At 35.1% G+C, this 24244-nt stretch carries 20 protein-coding genes, 1 tRNA gene and 3 pseudogenes; 9 read left to right on the top strand and 15 right to left on the bottom strand.

Annotated features, from left to right (window positions below; all coding sequences use genetic code 11):
* Positions 1 to 151: 151 nt before the first annotated feature.
* The 9 genes from RRF69_RS07725 to RRF69_RS07685 all read right to left on the bottom strand — a co-directional run bounded on the left by RRF69_RS07725 (position 152) and on the right by RRF69_RS07685 (position 8184).
* Entirely contained in the window at positions 152 to 787 is a 636-nt protein-coding gene (locus RRF69_RS07725) for a YceI family protein (RefSeq protein ID WP_316939252.1), read from the bottom strand.
* Positions 788 to 866: 79 nt separating this feature from the next.
* Positions 867 to 1580, bottom strand: a complete 714-nt coding sequence (locus tag RRF69_RS07720; RefSeq protein WP_316939251.1) for a tRNA threonylcarbamoyladenosine dehydratase — start codon at positions 1578 to 1580, stop codon at positions 867 to 869.
* Between the two features lie 13 nt (positions 1581 to 1593).
* On the bottom strand, positions 1594 to 2046 hold the full coding sequence (gene dtd / locus RRF69_RS07715) for a D-aminoacyl-tRNA deacylase (protein WP_316939250.1): 453 nt from the start codon (positions 2044 to 2046) through the stop codon (positions 1594 to 1596).
* A 3-nt stretch (positions 2047 to 2049) separates the two neighbouring features.
* Positions 2050 to 3015 (bottom strand): ribosome small subunit-dependent GTPase A, encoded by a 966-nt coding sequence (gene rsgA, locus RRF69_RS07710; protein ID WP_316939249.1) that lies wholly within the window; start codon positions 3013 to 3015, stop codon positions 2050 to 2052.
* A 180-nt stretch (positions 3016 to 3195) separates the two neighbouring features.
* Positions 3196 to 4278 (bottom strand): bifunctional 3-deoxy-7-phosphoheptulonate synthase/chorismate mutase type II, encoded by a 1083-nt coding sequence (locus RRF69_RS07705; RefSeq protein WP_316939248.1) that lies wholly within the window; start codon positions 4276 to 4278, stop codon positions 3196 to 3198.
* 60 nt (positions 4279 to 4338) lie between these two features.
* Positions 4339 to 5190: a prephenate dehydrogenase gene (locus RRF69_RS07700; RefSeq protein WP_316939247.1), complete on the bottom strand. Its 852-nt coding sequence runs from the start codon at positions 5188 to 5190 to the stop codon at positions 4339 to 4341.
* Positions 5187 to 6329: a pyridoxal phosphate-dependent aminotransferase gene (locus RRF69_RS07695; RefSeq protein WP_316941122.1), complete on the bottom strand. Its 1143-nt coding sequence runs from the start codon at positions 6327 to 6329 to the stop codon at positions 5187 to 5189. The genes RRF69_RS07700 and RRF69_RS07695 overlap by 4 nt, the downstream gene beginning before the upstream one ends.
* The gene (locus RRF69_RS07690; protein ID WP_316939246.1) at positions 6326 to 7147 is read right to left on the bottom strand and encodes a prephenate dehydratase; all 822 of its coding nucleotides are present in this window, start codon (positions 7145 to 7147) and stop codon (positions 6326 to 6328) included. The genes RRF69_RS07695 and RRF69_RS07690 overlap by 4 nt, the downstream gene beginning before the upstream one ends.
* A 350-nt stretch (positions 7148 to 7497) precedes the next feature.
* A complete protein-coding gene (locus tag RRF69_RS07685; protein WP_316939245.1) occupies positions 7498 to 8184 on the bottom strand; it encodes a Crp/Fnr family transcriptional regulator in 687 nt (228 codons plus the stop codon).
* Between the two features lie 101 nt (positions 8185 to 8285).
* On the opposite strand from RRF69_RS07685, the pseudogene RRF69_RS07680 reads away from it, so the two are divergent.
* The 9 genes and pseudogenes from RRF69_RS07680 to RRF69_RS07640 all read left to right on the top strand — a co-directional run bounded on the left by RRF69_RS07680 (position 8286) and on the right by RRF69_RS07640 (position 16830).
* Positions 8286 to 10663 (top strand): annotated as a pseudogene (locus RRF69_RS07680) (heavy metal translocating P-type ATPase).
* A 115-nt stretch (positions 10664 to 10778) separates the two neighbouring features.
* Positions 10779 to 10943, top strand: a complete 165-nt coding sequence (ccoS, locus tag RRF69_RS07675; RefSeq protein WP_316939244.1) for a cbb3-type cytochrome oxidase assembly protein CcoS — start codon at positions 10779 to 10781, stop codon at positions 10941 to 10943.
* A gap of 21 nt (positions 10944 to 10964) precedes the next feature.
* Positions 10965 to 13142: a cytochrome-c oxidase, cbb3-type subunit I gene (gene ccoN, locus RRF69_RS07670; protein WP_316939243.1), complete on the top strand. Its 2178-nt coding sequence runs from the start codon at positions 10965 to 10967 to the stop codon at positions 13140 to 13142.
* Positions 13143 to 13152: 10 nt separating this feature from the next.
* A complete protein-coding gene (locus RRF69_RS07665) occupies positions 13153 to 13320 on the top strand; it encodes a CcoQ/FixQ family Cbb3-type cytochrome c oxidase assembly chaperone (protein ID WP_316939242.1) in 168 nt (55 codons plus the stop codon).
* An 11-nt stretch (positions 13321 to 13331) separates the two neighbouring features.
* Positions 13332 to 14096, top strand: coding sequence for a cbb3-type cytochrome c oxidase N-terminal domain-containing protein (locus tag RRF69_RS07660; protein WP_316939241.1), 765 nt, complete (start codon positions 13332 to 13334; stop codon positions 14094 to 14096).
* Positions 14074 to 14202 carry a hypothetical protein gene (locus RRF69_RS07655; RefSeq protein WP_316939240.1) on the top strand — a complete coding sequence of 43 codons (129 nt, stop codon included), beginning with the start codon at positions 14074 to 14076 and terminating at the stop codon, positions 14200 to 14202. The genes RRF69_RS07660 and RRF69_RS07655 overlap by 23 nt, the downstream gene beginning before the upstream one ends.
* Before the next feature lie 30 nt (positions 14203 to 14232).
* Positions 14233 to 15655: pseudogene (gene ccoG, locus RRF69_RS07650) on the top strand (cytochrome c oxidase accessory protein CcoG).
* Between the two features lie 30 nt (positions 15656 to 15685).
* Complete coding sequence (locus RRF69_RS07645) at positions 15686 to 16132, top strand: FixH family protein (RefSeq protein ID WP_316939239.1); 447 nt, start codon at positions 15686 to 15688, stop codon at positions 16130 to 16132.
* Positions 16133 to 16830: pseudogene (locus RRF69_RS07640) on the top strand (sulfite exporter TauE/SafE family protein).
* Positions 16831 to 16904: 74 nt separating this feature from the next.
* Here RRF69_RS07640 and RRF69_RS07635 read toward each other — a convergent pair.
* From RRF69_RS07635 to metH, 6 genes are all read right to left on the bottom strand, one after another.
* Complete coding sequence (locus tag RRF69_RS07635) at positions 16905 to 18173, bottom strand: hypothetical protein (RefSeq protein WP_316939238.1); 1269 nt, start codon at positions 18171 to 18173, stop codon at positions 16905 to 16907.
* A gap of 491 nt (positions 18174 to 18664) precedes the next feature.
* Positions 18665 to 18738 (bottom strand) — tRNA-Asp (locus tag RRF69_RS07630).
* A 62-nt stretch (positions 18739 to 18800) separates the two neighbouring features.
* The gene (locus tag RRF69_RS07625) at positions 18801 to 19721 is read right to left on the bottom strand and encodes a DUF58 domain-containing protein (RefSeq protein WP_316939237.1); all 921 of its coding nucleotides are present in this window, start codon (positions 19719 to 19721) and stop codon (positions 18801 to 18803) included.
* A gap of 132 nt (positions 19722 to 19853) precedes the next feature.
* Positions 19854 to 20171: a thioredoxin gene (gene trxA, locus RRF69_RS07620; RefSeq protein ID WP_316939236.1), complete on the bottom strand. Its 318-nt coding sequence runs from the start codon at positions 20169 to 20171 to the stop codon at positions 19854 to 19856.
* Positions 20172 to 20309: 138 nt separating this feature from the next.
* Positions 20310 to 21263, bottom strand: a complete 954-nt coding sequence (metF, locus tag RRF69_RS07615) for a methylenetetrahydrofolate reductase [NAD(P)H] (RefSeq protein WP_316939235.1) — start codon at positions 21261 to 21263, stop codon at positions 20310 to 20312.
* Positions 21264 to 21401: 138 nt separating this feature from the next.
* Positions 21402 to 24161: a methionine synthase gene (gene metH / locus RRF69_RS07610; protein WP_316939234.1), complete on the bottom strand. Its 2760-nt coding sequence runs from the start codon at positions 24159 to 24161 to the stop codon at positions 21402 to 21404.
* Between the last annotated feature and the right edge of the window lie 83 nt (positions 24162 to 24244).

Raw genomic sequence — 24244 nt, 5'->3', positions numbered from 1 at the left:
TCATGAATAGGATACAAAAAACTATTTATTTAGTCGCATGCGATCCATCGCAAAACCCATCTGGGTCTGATGTATTTCCACATCCACAAGTAGGTCTGTCTGCTTTCTTTGTTTTTATAATTTTCATCTGTATTGGGGATTTAAAATGAGATTAAGCTTTGGTGACTACTTCAAAAGACATTTCAACTAAGTCATTGATAAACTTATCTTTTAAACCATCGAAGAACGATTTAGAACCATACTTCACGTTAAAATCGGTTCTATCAATTGTAAATACATCACTCTTAAAAGTTGAAATACCATCTTCTGTTGAAAGGCTTGCAGGAATGGTAATACTCTTTGTTATCGCTTTGATCGTTAAATTTCCAGTTACTAATAATTTGCCTTCTTCTTCAACAACGCTTGTAATTACAAATTTTGATGTTGGATACTGAGCTACATCAAAAAAATCTGCAGCTTTCAAATGTCCTTCAATCTTTGCTGCACCATCAGAACCTGCCATATCGGTATTGGTAATTGTATTCATATCTACCACAAAAACGCCTTGGGTAAGGGTTCCATTTTCAACTACTAAATCTCCACTTTGTAAAGCAACCGTTCCATTATGAGATCCTGTTGGCTTACTTCCTTTCCATGTCAAAACGGAAGCCTCGAGATTCACATTGTTTACAGCTACACTATTTTCAATCGCAACAGCATCGTTTACTGTTGTTTTTTCTTTTTTAATTCCTGTAAATGCAGTTAATACTGTTGCAAATACCACTACTAATAAAATGACTTTTTTCATATTGATTTGTTTAATTGTTTTAAATAATTATTTTCCATGGCAAATATATAAATAATTTATTTCCCTTGGAAACTAAATACTACTTTTTTAATAAGTAATTGATTACATGTGCGGCGGCTTGGAGCCCAAATGCTGCTGGGAGAAAGCTAATCGTACCATAATAAGACTTTTTAAAATTGGTCCCATCTGTTTTTTGTACACTGGTACTTAATTGAATTTCCTCTGAATATACTGCTTTCACACCTTTATCTACCTTCCGTTCTTTGAGTCTTTTACGCACAACTCTAGCCATGGTACATTGTTTTGTTTTCGAAATATCTTTGACACAAATTTTTGTTGCATCCAGTTTCCCACCTGCCCCCATTGAAGAAATGATCTTTACTTTCTTTCTTCTGGCAGCGACGATTAAATTAATTTTTGGCGTGATGCTATCGATGCAATCCAACACATAATCAAATTCTTTGGAAACAATTTCATAGGCGCTTTCTGGAGATAAAAACGCTTCTACTACCCTGATCTCAATTTCGGGATTGATGTCTTTAAGCCTTTCAGAAAGTACGGTTGCTTTTGACAAACCAACAGTAGATTTTAGGGCAGTTAATTGGCGATTGATATTGGTTTCATCAAAAACATCTCCATCAACCAATGTCATTTTCCCAACCCCTGATCGTGCTATGAATTCAGCAGCATAAGAACCTACACCTCCCAATCCGACAACCAATATATGGGCTTTTTTCAATTTTTCAACTCCCGCTTTCTCTACTAATAGCTCTGTACGCTCTAACCAATCCATCCTACTAATTGAATTATACTTTGTGCTTTGAATCGATCACAATCGTCACAGGACCATCATTGAGTAATGAAACCTGCATATCTGCGCCAAAGCGTCCTGTTTGTACTTTTTTTCCGATTGTCGATTCTAAATAGATCACGAATTCTTCATACAAAGCAATCGCAATCTCTGGTCTTGCTGCATTCAAATAACTGGGTCTATTTCCTTTTTTGGTGGAAGCTTGGAGGGTAAACTGACTAACAACAATCACCTCTCCATCGATATCAAGTAGGGAGTTGTTCATCACTTCATCATCATCATTGAAAATACGAAGATTGGCTACTTTTCGAACCAACCAATGAATATCTTCTTTGGAATCCTCAGTAGTAACTCCCAACAAAATTAGAAGCCCTCTTTGTATCGAAGCTACTTCTTGATCTTGAATGCGAACGCTCGCTTTTGAAACTCTTTGAATGACAGCTTTCATTGTTTATTCGGTATCTTCTTCGTTCCAGATATCGGTTCTGTAGTGCTCTGATTCTTCTTCTCCCTCCAAAATCTGAAGGTAACTTCTGTAACGAGACCAGGATACTTTCTCTTTTTCTAATGCTTCTTTTACAGCACACTGGGGTTCTTTTACATGAATGCAGTTATTGAACTTACAATTCTCTTTTAAGTTAAAAAACTCAGGAAAATAATCTCCCAATTCATATTTATCGATATCAACTACTCCAAAACCTTTGATTCCAGGAGTGTCAATAATTCTAGCATCAAAACTTAAATCGAACATTTCTGCAAAAGTGGTTGTGTGTTTTCCTTGGTTATGCTGATCAGAAATTTCTTTGGTTTTCAAATTTAAGGTCGGTTCTATGGTATTGACCAATGTGGTTTTTCCAACACCTGAATGCCCCACAAACATTGATGTTTTTCCCAGCATCATTTTCTTGATCGTATCAACGTTTGTATTTTGAGTGGCAGAAACCTCTACACATTCATATCCTATTTTTTCGTATATATCTTTTAAATATAAAATCTCTGCACGTTCTTCTAGCGCATAGGAATCAATTTTATTAAAAACCAAGATTACATCAATTCGATAAGCTCTTGCCGATACTAAAAAACGATCTATAAAGGCTGAAAAAGTAGGAGGGTTATTAATTGTAATTAATAAGAATACTTGATCAATATTGGACGCAATAATGTGGGTTTGTTTGGATAAGTTTACTGATTTTCGAACGATGAAATTGTCTCGATCGTGAATGGTTTTAATTACCCCAGTTTCCTCATCCCCTTTTTTTTCTAAATCGAATTCAACCTTATCACCAACAGCAATAGGATTGGTGCTTTTAATATTCTGAATTCTAAACTTGCCCTTCATTCTACATTGATGCAAAGCGCCATCATTCGATTTTACCCAATACCAACTTCCAGTAGATTTGTATACGATTCCTGTCATTCCTACAAAGATGAGAATAAATTACGAATTTGGAATACAATGCTTCAAATACACGAAGATTTTATTTGGCCCTACCGATATGTTCTCAAATTGGTTTTGGAGTAAAAAAAAGACCTCACAAGTTTTAAAAACTTGCGAGGTCTGAGAAGAAAATCGACTACAAATAGTCGTTTCTATTGGTTATCCATTGATAATCTTTTCTTGATGATTGATAGATTCTTGATGAATTGCTTTGAACATTTTTAAAACAAACTCTTCACTCAATCCTTTACTTTCACCTTCTAAAATCATATTTCCTAAAATTTCATTCCAACGTTTGGATTGTAAAACCGCAACATTTTTGTCTTTTTTAAGAGTTCCTATTTGATCTGCAACCTTCATTCGCTTCCCTAACAAGTCAACTAACTGAGTGTCTACTACATTGATTTGCGCACGCAAATTATCTAGAGTCGTCTGATATACTTCCTCGGTATTCGTTTCTTTACGAATCTTTAGGTCTACCATAATCTTCTTTAAAGAATCTGGTGTTACTTGCTGTGCAGCATCACTCCAAGCATTGTCTGGATCTGTATGCGTTTCAATCATAAGACCATCAAAATTAAGATCTAAAGCTGTTTGAGAAACATCAAAAATCATTTCTCTATTTCCAGTAATGTGTGAAGGATCACAAATTAATGGTAAATCTGGAAATCTGTTCTGAAATTCAATTGCGATTTGCCATTCTGGAATATTTCTATATTTTGACTTTTCATAGGTTGAAAACCCTCTATGAATAGCTCCTAAATTTTTAACTCCTGCAGTGTACAATCTTTCAATTCCACCCAACCATAAAGCCAAATCAGGATTTACTGGATTTTTAACCAATACAATCTTGTCCGTCCCTTTCAAGGCATCCGCAATTTCTTGCATGATAAACGGTGATACTGTCGAACGTGCTCCAATCCATAATAAATCGACATCGTATTCTAAAGCCAATTTCACGTGTGCTGCGTTGGCAACTTCAGTACAGGTTTTCATTCCTGTTTCTGCTTTTACTTTTTGCAACCACTTTAAGCCTAAAGCACCTACTCCTTCAAACATTCCTGGACGTGTTCTCGGTTTCCATATACCCGCTCTAAAATAGTTTACATCAGAATCTTTTAATTCGTGTGCAATTTTCATAACCTGTTCTTCGGTTTCTGCACTACAAGGCCCTGCTATTACTAGAGGATGCTCTAATTTCATGTCATCCAACCATGTTTTCAATTCTTTTGTATTCTCCATTGTAATAATTGTTTGTGCTGTGGCTTTCGAAAAGCTCGAATTAACAGCGGTTTTTGGCTTTTATTTTATGCCGTTTAAAATCTGTTTAATATAATTCGCATTCTCCATTTCACTAAAAATTTCAGAGAAATTATCTTGTTGCATCAGCTTTTTAAAGTGCTCTAAATTGTTGATGTATTCTTCCAATGTTTCGATAACATTTTCTTTATTTTGTTCAAATATAGGCGTCCACATTGCTGGAGAGCTTTTTGCCAAACGTACTGTAGATGTGAACCCAGAACCAGCCATATCAAAAATATCACGTTCATTTTTTTCTTTTTCCAAAACGGTCTTTCCTAACATAAAAGAACTGATGTGGGACAAATGTGATACATATGCAATGTGTTTGTCATGCGATTTTGCATCCATGTACCGAATCCGCATTCCTAACTCTGAAAAAATCTCTAAGGCTTTTTCTTGAAGCTTAAAAGTGGTTTTTTCTACTTCACAAATAATATTTGTTTTCCCCACGTATAAATTGGGTATTGCTGCGGTAGGCCCTGAATTTTCTGTTCCTGCAATTGGGTGACAAGCTAAAAAATTTCTTCTTCTAGGATGATTTTCTACTACTTTGCAAATGGCTTCTTTTGTTGAACCAGCATCAATAACCAAGGTAGTTTCTGCTATTTTATCTAAAATACTTGGCAATAATTTTACTGTTGCATCTACAGGAATGGAAACAACTACCAAATCAGCATTTTTTAGATCGTCTAAAGTGGCTTTTTGATCAATCAAATTTAAATCACAAGCCTTTTGTAGGGTTTCATCCTTTCTGCTAATTCCGTGAAGAACAGCTTTGGGATACTTCCTTCTAAGATCGATGGCAAAACTTCCCCCAATCAAACCAATACCAATCAAATAGATGTTTTTCATATTCTCGATATTGCTTCTTTTATAATTTCTGAGCTGACACATAGTGAAAACCGAATATATCCTTCGCCTTGACTCCCGAAAATAGTTCCTGGAGTAATGAAAATATCTGAATCGTATAGAATAGAATCGGTTACTTCTTCCGATTTTTTACCCTCAGGGATTTTTGCCCAAACAAACAGCCCTGTTGCATTGGTGTCATAGGAACAGTTCAAAGCATCTGCTAATTGCCAAATCAAATCTCTCCGTTCTTTGTAAATTTTATTCTGTTCTAAAAACCAATCATCTGATAAATTCAATGCTTCAATGGCTCCCTTTTGAATTCCGTAAAACATTCCAGAATCCATATTGCTTTTTACTTTGAGAATTTGATTGATGTAGTTTTGGTTTCCTAAGACCATTCCAACTCGCCAACCTGCCATATTAAAGGTTTTGCTTAATGAGTTTAATTCTAAAGCAACATCCTTTGCTCCTACTACCTGTAAAATACTAATCGGATGTGCATTCAAAATAAAGCTATACGGATTGTCATTAATGATTAAAATATCATGTTTTTTCCCGAAGGCAATTAATTTCTCAAAGGTTTCTAAAGTTGCATTTGTTCCAGTAGGCATGTGGGGATAATTGACCCACATTACTTTGGTATTTGTCAAATCTTGGCGCTCTAATTCCTCGAAATCAGGTTGCCAATTTGAGCTAGCACTTAAATTGTAGAATAACGGTGTTGCTCCGACCAGTTTGGTTACCGAAGTATAGGTTGGATATCCAGGATTCGGAATCAACGCTTGATCTCCTTCATTTAAAAATGCCATTGAAATGTGCATAATTCCTTCTTTACTCCCCATCAAAGGAAGTATTTCATTTTCTGGATTTGAATCAACAGAAAACTTGTTTTTATAAAAATCAGAAATTGCATTTCTCAATGCTGGTAACCCTTGGTAGGATTGATATTTGTGTGCGGAAGCATCCTGAAAACTATTCTGAATCGCTTCAATGACACTCCTAGGGGGTTGCAAATCTGGACTCCCTATCCCCATATTGATAATTGGTTTTCCAGCAGCTAGCAAACCACTAACTTCTCGCAATTTTTTAGAGAAATAATATTCTTGTACGGTGTCTAATCTTTTAGCAGCTTTCATTATTTTCTTCCGTTATTATAAGTTCCTAAAACTTTAAAATCCTCTGCCATAATGGTTATAATAGAGATTGCCTTTTCATAATCTGAAAGCACATCGAAAGTTACATCTACAAAAAAAGCATATTTCCACGGCATTTCAATAACTGGAAGAGACTGAATTTTAGTCAAACTCATTTTACAATCGCTCAAGACATTTAAAATAGCGGCCAAACTTCCTCTTTTGTGGTCCAACTGAAACTTTAAAGAGGCTTTATTAATGGAATTCTGGTTTAGTTTGGACTGCTTCGTTTGCACAATTACAAAACGAGTAGCATTGTCTTTAATCGTTTGAATCTCATCTTCAATTACTTCTAAACCATAAATCTCTGCTGCAATTTTAGGTGCAATGGCAGCTATGTTTTTCAATTGGTTTTCAGAAATTCTTTTGGCAACATCTGCGGTATCGGAATCTTCTACCAACTTAATATTTTTGTGATTTTTAAAAAACTCTTTACACTGCAATAGTGCCATTGGATGAGATACCACTTCTTTAATATCGGTTAATTTCTGACCAGTCAAGGCCATCAAATGGTGATGAATATTTAGATAATATTCTCCCACGATATGTAAATGATGCTGATCGATCAGTGCATAGTTTGGTATAATCGAACCTGCAATGGTATTTTCGATCGCCATGATACCAATATCGCTTTTTCCCTCAATAAGAGAATCTACCAAACTATCAAAAGACATGCACTCTAATAGAGACACTTCTTTTTCAAAATAGTTTTTCGCCACTATGTGGTGATTTGACCCTTTAATTCCTTGAATGGATACCTTCATTTTACAGTCATAAAAAAAAGCCTCGATAGATTCGAGACTTTTTATATATAGTTAGTTTTACAATACACAACAGAGTCTCAGCTTTTAGTAAAATAAAAGTAAAAGTTGAAACGAGTCCAAATGTATTGCATGTTCATTCTCTTGATGTTGAGCGTCAAAAGTATGTATTAAATTGAAATAAAAAAATAAATGCAATGGAATTTTTTAAAAAATAACAAATTCATAATATATGTGTAAAAAAATTATCGATACACCTATTTCAACAAACAAAAAATAGACATTTCTAAAAATCATCTGCTAACAAACCTCATTCCATGGGCTATTTTTGGGGTATTGATGCTTCTGATTTTTTAAAAACCACTCGCAATTTTCTCCAACTCTCTCAAATTCGAAATAGAAATGTTTTTCCCAATAAATTTAATGATTCCTTTTTTCTTAAAATCCGTAAGTAATCTGATCGTAGATTCTGTAGCAGCTCCAATAATATCCGCATAATCTTTTCGGGATAAGTGAACCTCAATATACCCCTTTTCTGCAGAATAGAAGTAAGTGTTTAGATACAGAAGAGTTTCTGCCAGACGTTCTTTGGTGGTTTTTTGAGCCATATCAACAACTAAATTATCTGCTTGCTTCAAGGTATCCGCCATGGTTTTTAAAACACTCATCGAAAAATTAGGGTTTTTTCGAAGATCTCTCATAATCTCATCTTTTGGGATAAAACACACTTGCATATCAGTCAAGGCAATCGCTTTTAAATTGGAAGCTTCCTCAGAAAGTAAACTTCGCTCTCCCAATAAACTCCCTTTTTGAATCAAACTGATTATTTGATTGCGACCATTCGCACTCATTTTGGAAACTTTACAAATCCCTTCTTGAAGGCAGAAAACTCCATTGAGATGATCTCCTTCATCAAAAATAAGTTCTCCTTTTTTTACCTGTTTGGAGGTTTTACAATTAGATACTCTCAACAACTCCTCCTTAGAGAGTTCTCTTAGAGAATTCAATTTCCGAACAATACACTGTTCACATTTGCTCATATTTTTTATTCAATTTTTTATTCAAATATAAACAAAAGATGATAAATATCATGTTTTAAGGATCTCTTTTCATTCAATTTTGCAATAGGCACTGAGTAATTATGAATTCTAAACACTGTTTTCACTGTGGAAATTATTGTAATCATACAATTATTCCATATGACAATAAAATTTTCTGTTGTAACGGATGTAAAACCGTCTATGAGATCTTTTCTGAAAATGATTTAAGCAACTATTATAATTTTCAAGAAAAACTAGGAGCATTCCTACTGAAATTCAAGGAAAATATGATTTTCTTGACCATCTAGAAATCACTGAAAAATTATTAGATTTTTCTGACGAAAATACCCAAGTGGCAACCTTGTTCATCCCGCAAATGCATTGTAGTTCTTGTATTTGGGTTTTAGAAAACTTACACAAATTGAACCCAGGAGTTATACATTCTCAAGTTGATTTTCCAAAAAAAACTGTTCGAATTACCTTTCATCCTAAAGAAGCTTCGTTCAAAGAAATAGTAGTTATTTTAGGTACCATTGGCTACGAACCCTCCATCCATCTAGAGGAGTATGAACGTGAAAAAAAAGTTCTTGACAGAAGCCTGTTGTATCAGTTAGGCATTGCTGGTTTTGCCTTTGGAAACGTGATGTTTCTCTCTTTTCCTGAGTATTTTGAAGTAGATGGTTTTTGGATCGAAAAATACAAAATCACCTTTCGATGGCTCATGTTTTTCTTTTCACTACCCGTAGTATTTTATGCTGGAAAAGACTATTTTATTTCTGCCTATAAGGGACTGCGATCACAGCTCTTAAATATTGAAGTCCCCATTGCATTGGGCATTTCAGTTTTATTTCTTCGTAGTGTAGTCGAAATTCTCTTCGATTTAGGTTCTGGTTTTTTTGATAGCTTAACGGGGCTGGTCTTCTTCCTTCTATTAGGTAAATATTTTCAGCAAAAAACTTACCAATTTTTATCCTTTGAACGCGACTACAAATCCTACTTTCCAATTGCAGTAACACGCATAAAAGATTCAAAAGAAGAAAATGTACAAATTTATAAGATTCAAAAAGGAGATCATTTACTCATCCGGAATCAAGAACTTATTCCTGTAGACGGAATTTTAACAAGTGGGCATGCACAGATCGATTATAGTTTTGTTACCGGAGAAGCCGTTCCTGTCAACAAAAAAATTGGAGATAAATTGTATGCTGGTGGTAAACAAGTAGCTGGCGTGATAGAAATAGAAGTATTGACCCCTTTTTCACAGAGTCATATCACCCAGTTGTGGAGCAATGCTGTTTTTCAAAAAGACCAACCATCCCATTTTAAAACCATTACCGATACCATTAGTAAAAATTTTACGATTGGAGTTCTAAGCATCGCCATTTTATCAGCTTCCTTTTGGCTATACCACGATTCAAGCAAAGCACTGAATGTTTTTACCGCCGTTTTAATTATCGCCTGTCCATGTGCCATAGCTTTGGCAGCACCTTTTACCCTTGGAAATCTCTTACGCATCTTTGGAAAACATAAATTTTACCTAAAAAACACCATAGTTGTGGAACAATTGGCAAAAATTGACCGTATTCTTTTTGATAAAACAGGAACTCTTACCACTCATAAAGAAAATCGCTTTTACTATGAAGGCACCCCTTTAACTTCATTAGAAAAAAGCATTTTAAAAAGTTCTTTAAGAGCCTCAAACCATCCGTTGAGCAGAAACTTGTATGCAACATTTACAGAGACCCCAACCGTTGAAATATTTCAGTATAGAGAAGTTGTAGGTAGCGGAATTCAAGCTCGTTATCAGGACAATAATTTGACACTAGGTTCTTCTTATTTTGTAAAAAACGAGGGGGATAATTCTCAATTAGATACATCTATTCACCTACGTTTTGGTAAAACATACAAAGGAAAATTTACCTTTAAAAATTCCTATAGAGCCAGTCTTGAAAAAGTCTTTGATAGGCTAAAAAATAAATTTCAATTGGCAGTAGTCTCTGGAGACAATGAAGGTGAAAAAAACTACTTGCAAAAGATACTCCCAAAAGGAACTCCACTCCTATTCAACCAAAAACCAAAAGACAAATTATTGGTGGTTGAAAATTTTCAAAAAGACAATCAAAAAGTAGCCATGATTGGCGATGGATTAAATGATGCAGGTGCTTTGGCACAAAGTGATGTAGGGATTGCCCTGTCAGAAAATATCAATGTTTTTTCTCCCGCATGTGATGCCATTCTAGACGCTTCACAATTTGATAAAATTGCTGCTTTTATGGATGCTTCCAAAAAGGCAATTCAAATTATAAAATATTGTTTTATTCTCTCTTTATGCTACAATAGTATTGGGTTGTATTTTGCAATAACAGGACAACTAACCCCCATTATTGCTGCTATCTTGATGCCTATTAGCTCTATTAGTGTTGTTGTTTTTACAAATGTTGCAACTAATTATCTAGGAAATAAATTGAACCGAAGCTAATTCAAAAATGGAATTTAGCTTTTGAAAAATATTTTTTTTAAAACTAAACATGACTAAAATCATATTTTAAGAAAACCATCAATATTATTTTTGAACTAAAATTATCAGGCAACATATGAGCGTAATCTACCTACTGCTAACACTAAGCATTTTAGTGGCTATTGTTTTCTTTATTGCATTTCTATACTCTGTAAAGAATGGACAGTTTGATGATTTTTATACGCCTTCAGTACGAATGTTATTTGAGGACGAATTGGTACAAGAAAACAAAAACAAATAATCAAAAATTAAATTCGAAACTATGGAACTGCAACAATTTTATTATGATAATAAAATCGTAAAAAAATTCATCTACGCGACCTTATTATGGGGAATCGTCGGTTTTACTGTGGGGCTACTGTTAGCTCTTATGTTTTTATTTCCAAATATTACTGATGGAATTTCTTGGTTAAGTTTTGGTCGACTAAGACCTTTGCACACCAATGCTGTTATTTTTGCCTTCGTAGGAAATGCTATTTTTGCTGGGGTTTATTACTCGTTACAACGATTGTTAAAAACGAGAATGGCAAGTAATTTTTTAAGCAGTTTCAACTTTTGGGGATGGCAAGCGATTATTGTTGCAGCAGCAATCACACTCCCTTTAGGATATACTACGTCAAAAGAATATGCCGAATTAGAATGGCCAATTGATATTGCAATTGCCCTAGTATGGGTTGCCTTTGGTGTCAATATGATTTGGACTATCCTACAAAGAAGACAACGCCACTTATATGTTGCCATTTGGTTCTATTTGGCCACATTTGTCACAGTAGCGGTTTTGCATATTTTTAATAGTCTTGCTTTACCCGTAAACTTCTTAAAATCATATTCTGTATACGCTGGAGTGCAAGATGCACTTGTTCAATGGTGGTATGGACACAATGCAGTAGCCTTTTTCTTAACAACGCCCTTCTTAGGATTAATGTATTTTTTTATTCCTAAAGCGGCAGAAAGACCCGTGTATTCCTACAGGCTGTCTATTGTTCACTTTTGGTCATTAATCTTTATCTATATCTGGGCAGGACCTCATCATTTACTATATACCTCCTTACCGGACTGGGCACAAAATTTAGGGGTAGCTTTTTCTGTGATGTTAATCGCTCCCTCTTGGGGAGGAATGATCAACGGATTACTTACCCTTAGAGGTGCATGGGATAAAGTTCGAGTAGACCCTGTTTTAAAATTCATGGTAGTTGCAATTACAGGCTATGGAATGGCCACTTTTGAGGGCCCAATGCTGTCTTTAAAGAGTGTAAATGCTATTGCACACTTTAGTGACTGGATTATTGCTCACGTACACGTTGGTGCATTGGCTTGGAATGGCTTCTTCGCCTTTGGAATGTTGTATTGGATGATTCCAAAATTATTTAAAACACAACTATATTCGAAAGGATTGGCAAATTTCCACTTTTGGATTGGGACTTTAGGAATTATTCTCTATGCCTTACCCATGTATATTGCAGGGGTCGTACAGGCATCAATGTGGAAACAATTCAATCCAGATGGCTCATTGACCTATGGAAATTTCTTAGAAACCGTAACCGAAATCATTCCGATGTATTGGATGCGAGCTATAGGGGGATCTTTATATATTATTGGTGCTCTTGTGATGCTATACAACGTAATCAAAACGATCAAAGCAGGAAGCGATGTCACCGATGAACTCGCAGAGGCAGCAGCTTTAACAAAAGTTTCAAAATATAGAACAAAAGGAGAAGACTATCACACTTGGCTAGAGAGAAAACCAATCAAATTAACCATTTATGCTACGATTGTCATTCTAATTGGAGGGATGATCCAAATCATTCCTACCCTGCTGGTAAAGTCAAATATTCCAACTATCAGTAGTGTACAGCCCTATACACCTTTAGAATTAGAAGGAAGAGATATTTATATTCGTGAAGGTTGTGTAGGATGCCACTCCCAAATGGTCAGACCTTTTCGAAGTGAAGTAGAGCGATACGGTCCTTATTCTAAAGCAGGAGAATTTGTATACGACCACCCATTTTTATGGGGATCTAAGCGAACAGGTCCTGATTTGCATCGAATTGGTCAAAAGTATTCAGATAGCTGGCATTTGAATCATATGTACGACCCACAGAGCACCTCGCCAAATTCAATCATGCCTTCTTACAAATGGCTAATCACTAGCGAACTAGACAAGAGCCAAACTCAAGATAAAATGAGAACTATGGTCTCTTTGGGAGTTCCCTATACAGATACCGAAATCGAAAATGCGCATCAACTTATGGCAGCCCAAGGGGCTCAAATTGAAGCGAACTTACATGATGATCCCGACTTTGCTAAAAACTATGAAGCGGATAAGGCCTATGCCTCAGAAAATGGCAATGATTTTATTGAAATGCGAAATAGAGAAATTGTAGCTGTAATTGCCTATATCCAACGATTGGGTACCGACATCAAAGTAAAAAACCAATAAAACAACCAGCATGTTGAAATATATAAAAAACCATATGGAGAGTATTACCGGAATAGAAATTTATCCGTTAATCTCATTAATCATTTTTTTTACTTTTTTTATCATCCTCTTTTGGTGGGTATTTACAGCAAAAAAAAGCTATATCAATGAGGTAAAAAACTTACCCTTAGACTCCTAAACTTAAAGAATATGAAACAATATTTTCAATCTATCGTATATGTGATTTTTGTAATCGCAACTTTTACAGGACTCTTAAAAGCGTTTGAAGTATATGAAAACCCTTTGAGTGTCTATGAACATCCGATTGTATGGACAGCAATAATCGGTTTATTTTCAGTGATAATTTTAAAAGAAATCGTCATAGGATTGGCCGTCAAAAAAGCCCGTGAATTGCAAAATGAAAAATGGGGAATTGAACCAAAACCATCGGATAACTGGTTGAGAAAATTCTTCTCGATGGGAGATAAATCAGAATCTCTTGAGGAAGAAAATGCCCGAATAGTATTGGACCATAATTATGATGGTATCAAAGAATTGGACAATTCACTTCCACCTTGGTGGGTATATCTATTTTATGTAACCATACTGTTCGCTGTTATATATCTGGTGCGTTTTGAAGTTTTAGATGGAGATACTCAAATAGATGAATATGAAAACGCAGTGGCGCAAGCTAAAAAGGAAGTTTCTAATTACAAAGCAACAGCTACTGATATCATCAATGTTGACAATATAACCCTATTAACAAGCGCCTCAGATTTAAAAAGAGGAAAAGCAGTTTATAAATTAAATTGTGCCTCTTGTCACTTATCAGATGGTGGAGGCTCTATAGGCCCTAACCTCACAGATGAATATTGGATTCTAGGAGGAGGAATTAAAAATATCTTTTCAACGATTTCCAATGGAGGAAGAGATGGAAAAGGGATGATTGCTTATGGGCAAAACTTTAAAAGCTGAAGACATTGCCAAAGTAGCAAGTTATGTTGTTTCGCTACAAGGAACTACACCTTTAAAAGCCAAAACACCCGAGGGTAATAAGTGGGTAGACAGCTCTTTAGAATAGTCTAAACAAAGCAGCTTTGATAACTAAATAATGGAAAAAAGGCAAGAAGAACGTTTTAGAGACAGTATTGGAACAATTAATGAAGAGGGAAAACGTGCATGGGTATTTCCCAAAAAACCCAATGGCTCATTGTATCGATACCGGAGTTACGTGAGTTCCTTTTTGCTGGCTTTTTTACTTAGTGCTCCTTTTGTCAAAATCAACGGGAATCAGTTTTTATTATTCAATGTTATCGAACGAAAGTTTTCAGTTTTTGGATTTCCATTTTGGCCTCAAGATTTTCATTTGCTGGTCATCTCTATGATTGTTGGAGTAGTGTTTGTCATCCTTTTTACGGTGATTTTTGGACGGATTTTCTGTGGATGGATTTGTCCACAAACTATTTTTTTAGAAATGGTTTTTCGGAAAATAGAATATTGGATTGATGGAGATCGGGGAAAGCAAATTCGTTTGGACAAACAAACTTGGAATGCAGAGAAAATCAGAAAAAGGTTATTAAAATGGTTGCTATTTTTTGTCATCTCCTTTCTTATTGCCAATGTTTTTTTAGCCTATTTAGTTGGTGGAGATCGAGTCATTCAATTCATCAGCAACAGTCCTTTTGACAATATGCATACCTTCATTTCACTTACCATTTTTACAGGGGTATTCTATTTTGTGTTTGCATGGTTTCGAGAGCAGGTATGTATCATTGCTTGTCCGTATGGAAGATTACAAGGCGTACTTTTAGATAACAAAACCATCAATGTCGCTTATGATTATGTGCGAGGAGAAGGAAAAAAAGGAAGAGCGAAATTCAAAAAAAACGAAGAAAGAGCAAAAACAGGAAAAGGAGATTGTATCGATTGTAAGCAATGTGTAGTAGTCTGTCCAACAGGGATCGATATTCGAAACGGCACCCAATTAGAATGTGTCAATTGCACAGCCTGTATCGATGAATGTGATACGATGATGGAACACGTTGGCCTACCAAAAGGATTGATTCGATATGCGAGTGAAGAAAACATCGCTTTAAAGAAACCCTTCCGATTTTCAGCAAGAATGAAAGGATATTCTGCAGTTCTATTCATTCTGATTGGCGTATTGGTTGGAATGTTGTTCCTACGCAACGATGTAGAAGCAACCATTTTAAGATTGCCTTGGACAATTATATCAACACAAAGAAAACAATATAATCAGCAATGTGTATACCTATAAAGTAATCAATAAAACCAAAAACAAAATTTCTGATGTTAGCTATAAAATCTTGTCTCATACAGGAACGATTAAGCTGGTATCCAATCATCATTTTAGCATACAGAAAGAAGGTTCGGCAGAAGGAACACTCTTTATCGAATTAAACGCTTCTGCTTTAAAAAGCGATAAAGAAAGACTGGAAATTGGAGTTTTTAGCGGTGACAAATTGATTGAAACTACTACGACCAATTTTTTAGGTCCAAGAAGTTATCAATAATGCACAATAGAGAACATAAAATCAGAAGAGATGAAATGGAATTGGGGAACAGGGATTGTAATAACGATTATCAGTTTTATGAGCTTTATCATGTACTTTGTAATCAATATGACTACCGACGACAAGTATGAACATGATCTTGTTACAGAAAAATATTATCAGAAAGAACTTCAGTTTCAAGATGAAATCGATGCCGTACAAAATGCTTCGATTTTCAACGAAAAAATAACTGTCAAAAAAGGTCTAAAAGGCTTAGAAATAGTATTTCCTTTCGATTTTCCTTTTAAAGAAATCAACGGAAAGGTGTTCCTATACAGACCATCTAATAAACAGTTAGATTTTGAAATTCCAATTTCATTTTCTAACACACATTTGCTCGTGCCTGAGGAACGTTTAGTAGATGGTCGTTGGAACATTCAAATATCATGGAATCATCAGCAAAAAGAGTATTTAATAATAAAAAAAATCAGCTACTAAATGTTGTTTTCTGCGTTTGTATTTGGACTCTTAGGAAGTTTTCACTGTATGGGTATGTGTGGACCTATTGCATTTTTGTTACCTGTAGACAGAAAGCGTCCTGTAAAACGTTTTTTACAGATTATAAGCTATCATTTTGGAAGGCTGTTCACTTATAGCTTGATTGGTTTGCTCTTTGGATTTTTAGGAAAAGGGTTTTATTTCTTTGGAATTCAACAACAATTATCGATTGTAGTTGGACTAAGTATGATTCTCTTCATCGTTTTTCCCAAACTAATTTCTAAAATTCAATTTTCAAAAAAAATTAATATCCTTCTTTTTAAGTTGAAAAATTCCTTGGGAAAAGAACTCAAAAAAAAGGAAATGACACCTTTTTCACTGTTGGTATTCTCAACGGTTTTTTACCTTGCGGACTCGTATATATGGCGCTATTGGGGGCGTTGACTATGACAACTGCTTTTTGGGGTAGCATCTATCTATTTTTCTTCGGACTAGGCACCATACCGTTAATGACTGTAGTGATATATCTTGGGAATTTCACGAATAGAATAGTTCGCAAAAGGATACAGCAAATCATTCCTTATGCAGTAGTGCTTATGGGGCTCTTGTTTGTACTCCGCGGGTTGGGATTAGGGATCCCCTACCTCTCTCCTTTACCAATGAACCATCTGGAAACTGCGGCTGCACAAGGCTGTTAATTAAAAAATTCTTAAACCAAACGATCCTCAAGTTAGAGCCTCGAAGATTGCTTTTCGATTCCACAAAATGTAGCCTAAAGTAGACATAAAGAGCTATGCAGTCTGACGGCTTGCTGATAATCTAAATTGTATAAATATGTTTTTCTTTTAATTATTTCGAATTGCTCTTTTAATTCAGGAGAATCTCCTTCGATAATCGTTTGAATGTAAAGAAAAATCGCAGTATTGTATTCTAAACATTGAAAATTTGAATTCTCTTCAATATTGGTTCCTTGCAGCGTAGATTGTATTGTTTTGTTCTTAAGGTGTGCATTCAATATTAAAAAAAGTTCTAATATGATTTTTTCATTTGTATTGTGCCAAGCCAAACTTTTAATATTTTCAAAATCATAATAAGAGCAGACTTTTTCTATGGTTGAAAAATCATTTTCAATGAGCGCAAAAACAAGAACTTCGGTAGCTAACAAAATTGATTTCATACCCTTTTCCATAAACGTATCAAAGTTAAATCTACTTGGGTCCTTCATATATGTTGATGCAATCCATCTTCCTCGGACAAAGTCAACAGTGATCTGACTAAAGGGAATGTCTATGCCTTTAAATGTTACATTTTTTTTATCCCCTATTAAAAAATAATATCGGTCTAAATATAAGTATTTATAGGCTAAATCTGTCGAATTGAAAATTGAATCATCGGTATTCTCAAGTAGATCTATATAATTTTGATTCACCCCATAATCAATAAAATGATGAAGATAAAGTCTTACAAAAGTTTCCTTTTTTGATAATTGGAGTAAATTATTACGGTCTTTAAAGGTATAGTTTCTTAAATTATTGGCAAATAAATTACAACAATTGGTCACCTGCATCAACATATTCTCTTCATAAATATTTTCAATTTTAATGTTGTAAAGTTGCACGAGTTGTTCTTCATTACTTTGAAGTAATAACCGGTCTGTTAAGATTGCTAAATACAATAATGAGCTTGAATCAATTGAAATTAATTTTTCCAATTCTTTTACAATTTCATCGAATTTTTCAATTTTATTTTTAGAAAAGCCAATGGTATTGATCAGTTTCCACGATTTAAAACTTGCATAATGCTTTTCTTGATCTGAATAATTTTTAAATCCACAATACCTAGAAAGTATATTAATAGTCTTAAGATGATAATTCGATTGATGATGGTCGATCAATCCAAAAAAACGACGGATGGTATTGTAACTAACCTCCTCGCCGGTTTCGTTGGCAATGGAAATAATTAAATTTTTTGCACTGGATGAGTCTGCAATATCTTTCCCAAACTTGGAAATTATCGCATCTTTTAAGATTTTGTATTTCAAGGGGTAGCTTTTTATCATACAATTTAGTCAAATTTTTCATTTCTCGGCATTTTTGGACTGCTTTTGGACTTGTTTTGGACTGCTAATGAGCTACATTTTTACAAAAAAGTCCAAAAAAGGTCCAAATTTGAACTGCTGAAAATCGAATCGTATCTTTGAAAAAATTGTTATGAGAAAGAATCTTTTTTTAGGCACATTCAAATTTATATTGCTATGAAAAAAAAGTGTTTATCAATTGATTCTTGATCATAAGAGACCATTGTTATAGAAAAAAAGTTCTTCAATTTCTAAACACTAAATCTCATAACTTTTTCTTTTCCAAAAAAACAACCAATATCCATTCATTCAATTTCTCTAAAAAATAGCGAAAATTGAATAGAAACTTTTGAAATGAATGAGGATTCACCTCGAGTAACTTATTCTAGGAAATAAAACAGGGAAATATTGAAATTGAAAAAGCCTTGATAATCAAATGATTATCAAGGCTTTTGCGGTCTGGACGGGACTCGAACCCGCGACCCCCTGCGTGACAGGCAGGTATTCTAACCAACTGAACTACCAAACCGTTGCTAATAGCGGGTGCAAATATAGTATACATTTTTAGATATGCAAACAGAAAAACAATAATTATTTTATTTTTTTTCTACTTATTAAATAGGCTGTTAATATTTCATGAAATCCCTGACGGATATCAATAGGGAAATAAGAAATTTTATATTGTAAACATTTATTTTTCAGCTCATTAAAATACGTACCAACCATCTCTCTGTATTGTTGTTGAATGTTTTTCGAAAATACATTTACCGAAGCACCAGTTTCAACATCAACAAATTTTTTAGGAGAACCATCATATTCGAGATTAAATTCTGTTTTTCCATCGTAAGTGTGAAACAAAACAACCTCATGTTTGTTGTATTTTAAATGCCGCAAAGCCTCAAACAATGCTGTTTTTTCTGCATTGGCCTGAAACATATCTGTAAATAAGAAAATCAACGATCGCCTGTGAATATTTTCGGCTATTTCATGTAAAAATTGATACGTTTCTGTAGCCTTGCGAGAAGTTGTCGTTAAAAGGCTTTCCAGCTGGCTTAGAATCATTTTACGATGCCGTTCACTGCCTTTTTCTGGAGCGTAATACTCATAGGTATCAGCATACACACTTAAGCCAACAGCATCACGTTGTCTTTTTAAAATTTCCATTAGTGAGGCTGCAGCCACAGCAGAAAACCCAACTTTATTCAAAGAGGAGAGAGTCTGTGTTTCTACTTCAGGATAATGCATGGATGCCGAATTGTCTATAATGATATGACAGCGCAAATTGGTTTCCTCTTCGTATTTTTTGGTGTATAGTTTTTCTGTCTTGGCAAACAATTTCCAATCAATATGACGGGTACTTTCGCCTTTGTTATACAAGGTATGTTCTGCAAATTCGACCGAAAATCCATGAAATGGACTTTTGTGCATTCCTGTAATAAACCCTTCGACTACTTGTTTTGCAAGAATGTCTAGATTTTTAATTTCTGAAGAGTTTATTTCCGATAGATTCATGCTCTTTTTACTTTACCTTTTTTAAATGGATTACCAATTAGATGTTTTATAAAGGAAACTTAAGGACTAAAAATAAAAAAAGGTTTGACCTTAGCCAAACCTTTTTGATATTTTAAAAAACGGATACTACTTCTATAAAGCAGCATCAATTTTACCTGTGTAAACATTTTTTGGAGCTACACCAACTTGTTTGTCGATGACTTCTCCATTTTTAAAGATCAAAACGGTAGGAATATTACGCACTCCATATTTGGCAGCAAATTCTTGATTTGCATCAACATCTACTTTTCCTACGATAGCTTTTCCATCATATTCTGTATGAATTTCGTCAACGATAGGACCAACCATTCTGCAAGGTCCACACCAAGCTGCCCAGAAATCAACCAATACAGGCTTGTCTGATTTTAATACGATTTCGTCAAAATTTGCATCTGTAATTTCTAATGCCATAATATTTATTTTTAAATTTTTATTTCAGTTTATTCTAGCACAAATGTAAGTAAATATTCTAGCACTTATCCTATTGTGAAATTGCTTTTGATTATTAGTCTATCAATGCTCTTTATCTTTCTGCTACTATACGTTTATTTAAAAGAGTTCAGAAGCTATTTTTTTAATATTGGAAGATTTTCCCATCGAATAGTAATGCAATACTGGCACCCCTGCTTGCAGTAATTCTCTAGACTGCTCAATTGCCCAATCTATACCCACTTCTCGCACTTGAGCATTGTCTTTGCAACTTTCTACAGCATTAATTAATGCTTCTGGCAAGTCAATTTTAAAGACCTGAGGCAATAATTGTAAATGCTTTTGTATTGCTAAAGGTTTGATTCCTGGAATAATAGGCACATGAATCCCAGCTTCTTTTGCTGCAGCTACAAACTCAAAGTACTTTTGATTGTCAAAAAACATTTGGGTAACGATATAATCTGCCCCCGCATCTACTTTTTCTTTGAGTCGTTTCAAATCGGTTTGTAAGGATGGTGCTTCCAAATGTTTTTCTGGATACCCGGCAACACCAATACAAAAATTCGCTCGATGATCTACTTCCAGCACATCATGCAAATATTTACCCGCATTTAAATCGTGAATCTGCGCAACCAAATCTTTAGCATACAAATGTCCGCCATCAGTTGCTTCAAAATATTTTTGATGACTCATGGTATCTCCTCGCAACGCCATCACATTGTCTATTCCCAAATACTGACAGTCTACCAACAAGTATTCGGTTTCTTCTTTGGTAAAACCTCCACACAATACATGAGGCACTGTATCGGTTTGATATTTGTGTTTTAATGCGGCACAAATCCCTAAAGTCCCAGGGCGCATTCGTGTTATTTTCTGTTCTAACAAGCCTTGCTTTTTAACATATACGTGCTCCTCTCGAGAAGTAGTTACATCAATAAAGGGTGGTTGAAACTCCATTAAAGGATCTATATTATTGTATAATTCCTGAATGCTTTTTCCTTTCTTTGGTGGAATAATTTCAAATGAAAACAATGTTTTGCCTTTTGCTTGTTCAATATGCTCTGTAACTTTCATCTCTGTGAAACTTCTTTAAATTTTTATTCTTTTATTTTTTTTAGGCGTTCCCATTAGGGTCGCACTTTTTGTTCTATCTTTTATACTGTTCAAACCCGAATCAACGCAAAAAGGTCCCACTACAGCGACTAAAGCAGACTATTCTGCCAAGTTAGGATGCAACCATTTAAGAGCATCCTCGACAGAAATCCCTTTTCGTATTGCATAATTCTGTACTTGATCTTCCGTAATTTTTCCCAACCCAAAATACTTGGCTTTTTCATTCCCAAAATAATAACCGGAAACACTGGCCGCTGGCCACATTGCCAAACTTTCGGTCAATTCGACACCAATTCGTTCCGAAACATCCAAAAGCTTCCAAATGGTATTTTTTTCTAAATGATCAGGGCAGGCAGGATAACCCGGTGCTGGACGAATTCCCTTGTATCCTTCTTTGATCAAATCGCTGTTTGTCAATTGCTCACCAGAAGCATACCCCCAGTAGGTCGTTCTTACTTCTTTGTGCAAATACTCTGCAAATGCTTCTGCCAACCGATCCGCCAATGCTTTGATCATTATGGAATTGTAATCGTCATTATCTGCTTCAAAGGCTTCTGCTAAGGATTTGGTTCCAAAACCTGTAGACACACAAAAAGCGCCCATATAATCTTGCACACCACTTTCTTTAGGAGCAATAAAATCGGCCAAGGCAAAAGAAGGAACTCCTTCTCTTTTCTTTAATTGCTGACGTAAAGTAAGAAACTGATAAGCTGCTTCATTTTGTGCTGTTGCTACTTCAGCTCCTTCTCCTAAAATTTTTGTGACCTCAATATCATCGTCTCCAACGGTGTTTGCTGGAAACAATCCAAAGACTGCTTTCGCTTTTAACAATTTTTCTGAAAAAACCTTCTGCAACAAGATTTGAGCATCGGCAAACAATTCTGTGGCTTGTGTTCCTACCACCTCATCTGTTAAAATTTCTGGGTATTTTCCATGCAAGTCCCAACTTCTAAAAAAAGGACTCCAATCGATAAACTCTTCCAATAAGCGAATGTCAAAATCTTGAAATTCCTGAATCCCTAATTGATGGGGTTTAAAAATTTTAGAAGAATTCCAATCAATATTGAATTTTCGTTTTCGAGCTTCCTCTAAAGTAATATATTCTTTGGATTTGGATCGATTTAAAAACTTCTCGCGAAACACATCATACTCTTCTCGAATTTGATTTTTATAGATACCCCCATCATTTTTCAATAAATTTCCGACCACAGTGACTGCTCTAGATGCATCATTTACATGTACAACAGCATTCGAATAATTGGGTGCAATTTTTACTGAAGTGTGGGCTTTTGAGGTAGTGGCTCCTCCAATTAATAAGGGAACAGAAAAATCATTTTTTTCCATTTCTTTTGCTAAATAGACCATTTCGTCGAGGGAAGGAGTGATCAATCCACTCAATCCAATTGCATCTACTTGTTCTCTTTTGGCAGTTTCAATAATTTTTTCTGGAGGAACCATCACTCCTAAATCGATTATCTCATAATTATTACATCCCAAGACCACAGAGACTATGTTTTTTCCAATATCATGTACATCTCCTTTTACGGTTGCCATTAATATTTTCCCTGCAAATTCTTGTTTCCCATCCTTTTCAGCTTCAATAAAAGGTTGTAAATATGCCACTGCTTTTTTCATAACACGTGCCGATTTCACTACTTGAGGTAAAAACATTTTTCCACTTCCAAAAAGATCTCCAACGACATTCATCCCAATCATTAAGTTCCCCTCGATTACTTCGATAGGCTTTTCCGCTTCTTGTCTAGCTAGCTCAATGTCTTCTATAATAAAAGCATCCATTCCTTTAACTAAACTGTGGGTAATTCGTTCTTGCAAAGGAAAACCTCGCCATTCTAAAACTTTGGCTTCACTTTCTTTTTTAGTTCCTTTTACACTGTCAGCAATATCCAGTAAACGCTCTGTTGCATCTTCTTTTCGATCCAATAAAACATCTTCTACAGCGTCTAATAAATCTTTCGGAATTTGATCGTAAATTTCCAACATGGTCGGATTTACAATCCCCATATTCATTCCATGCTGAATGGCATGGTATAAAAATGCAGAGTGCATTGCTTCCCGTACCGTGTTGTTTCCTCGAAAAGAAAAAGAGACATTACTCACACCTCCAGATACATTTGCATACGGTAAATTCTCACGAATCCATTGGGTGGCTTTAAAGAAATCCAAGGCATTTTTTCGGTGCTCTTCCATTCCTGTTGCTACAGGGAAAATATTGGGGTCGAAGATAATGTCTTGGGGTTTAAACTTTACAGTATCTACCAATATTCTGTATGAGCGTTCACAGATTTCGATACGTCTTTGATAGTTATCGGCCTGCCCTATTTCATCAAATGCCATGACTATAACGGCAGCACCATAGCGCTTTACGAGTTTAGCTTGTCGAATAAATTCGGCTTCCCCTTCTTTTAAACTAATGGAATTTACAACGCATTTCCCCTGAGCTACTTGCAATCCTGCTTCAATGATTTCCCATTTGGAACTGTCAATCATTAAAGGAATTTTAGAGATGTCTGGCTCAGAAGCAATCAAATTTAGAAAGGTGGTCATAGCATACACACCGTCCAACATTCCTTCGTCCATATTAATGTCTAAAATTTGCGCACCTCCTTCTACCTGATCTCTAGCAACCGCTAAAGCCTCTTCGTATTTTTCTTCTTTAATCAGTCGAAGAAATTTGCGTGAGCCAGTGACATTAGTACGCTCGCCAATATTTACAAAGTTACTTTCAGGAGTAATTATTAGAGGTTCTAAACCAGATAGGGTTAAACATCGATCAAGACCAGTACTCCTTCGAGAGGTTGTGGTTGATGGTTTTTGACTCTGAATCGTTTTATCAATCATACTTTTTTATCCTAATTAATAAATCCGTTTATTGTTTTTTTTAACTGTAAAATGTCCATTTCTAGCATCATATTTACTTCTTG

The sequence above is a fragment of the Polaribacter sp. HL-MS24 genome, from assembly GCF_032758595.1.
Taxonomy (GTDB): domain Bacteria; phylum Bacteroidota; class Bacteroidia; order Flavobacteriales; family Flavobacteriaceae; genus Polaribacter.
Note: the sequence above shows the minus strand (reverse complement) of the source record. Positions and strands in the feature narration are given on the sequence as shown.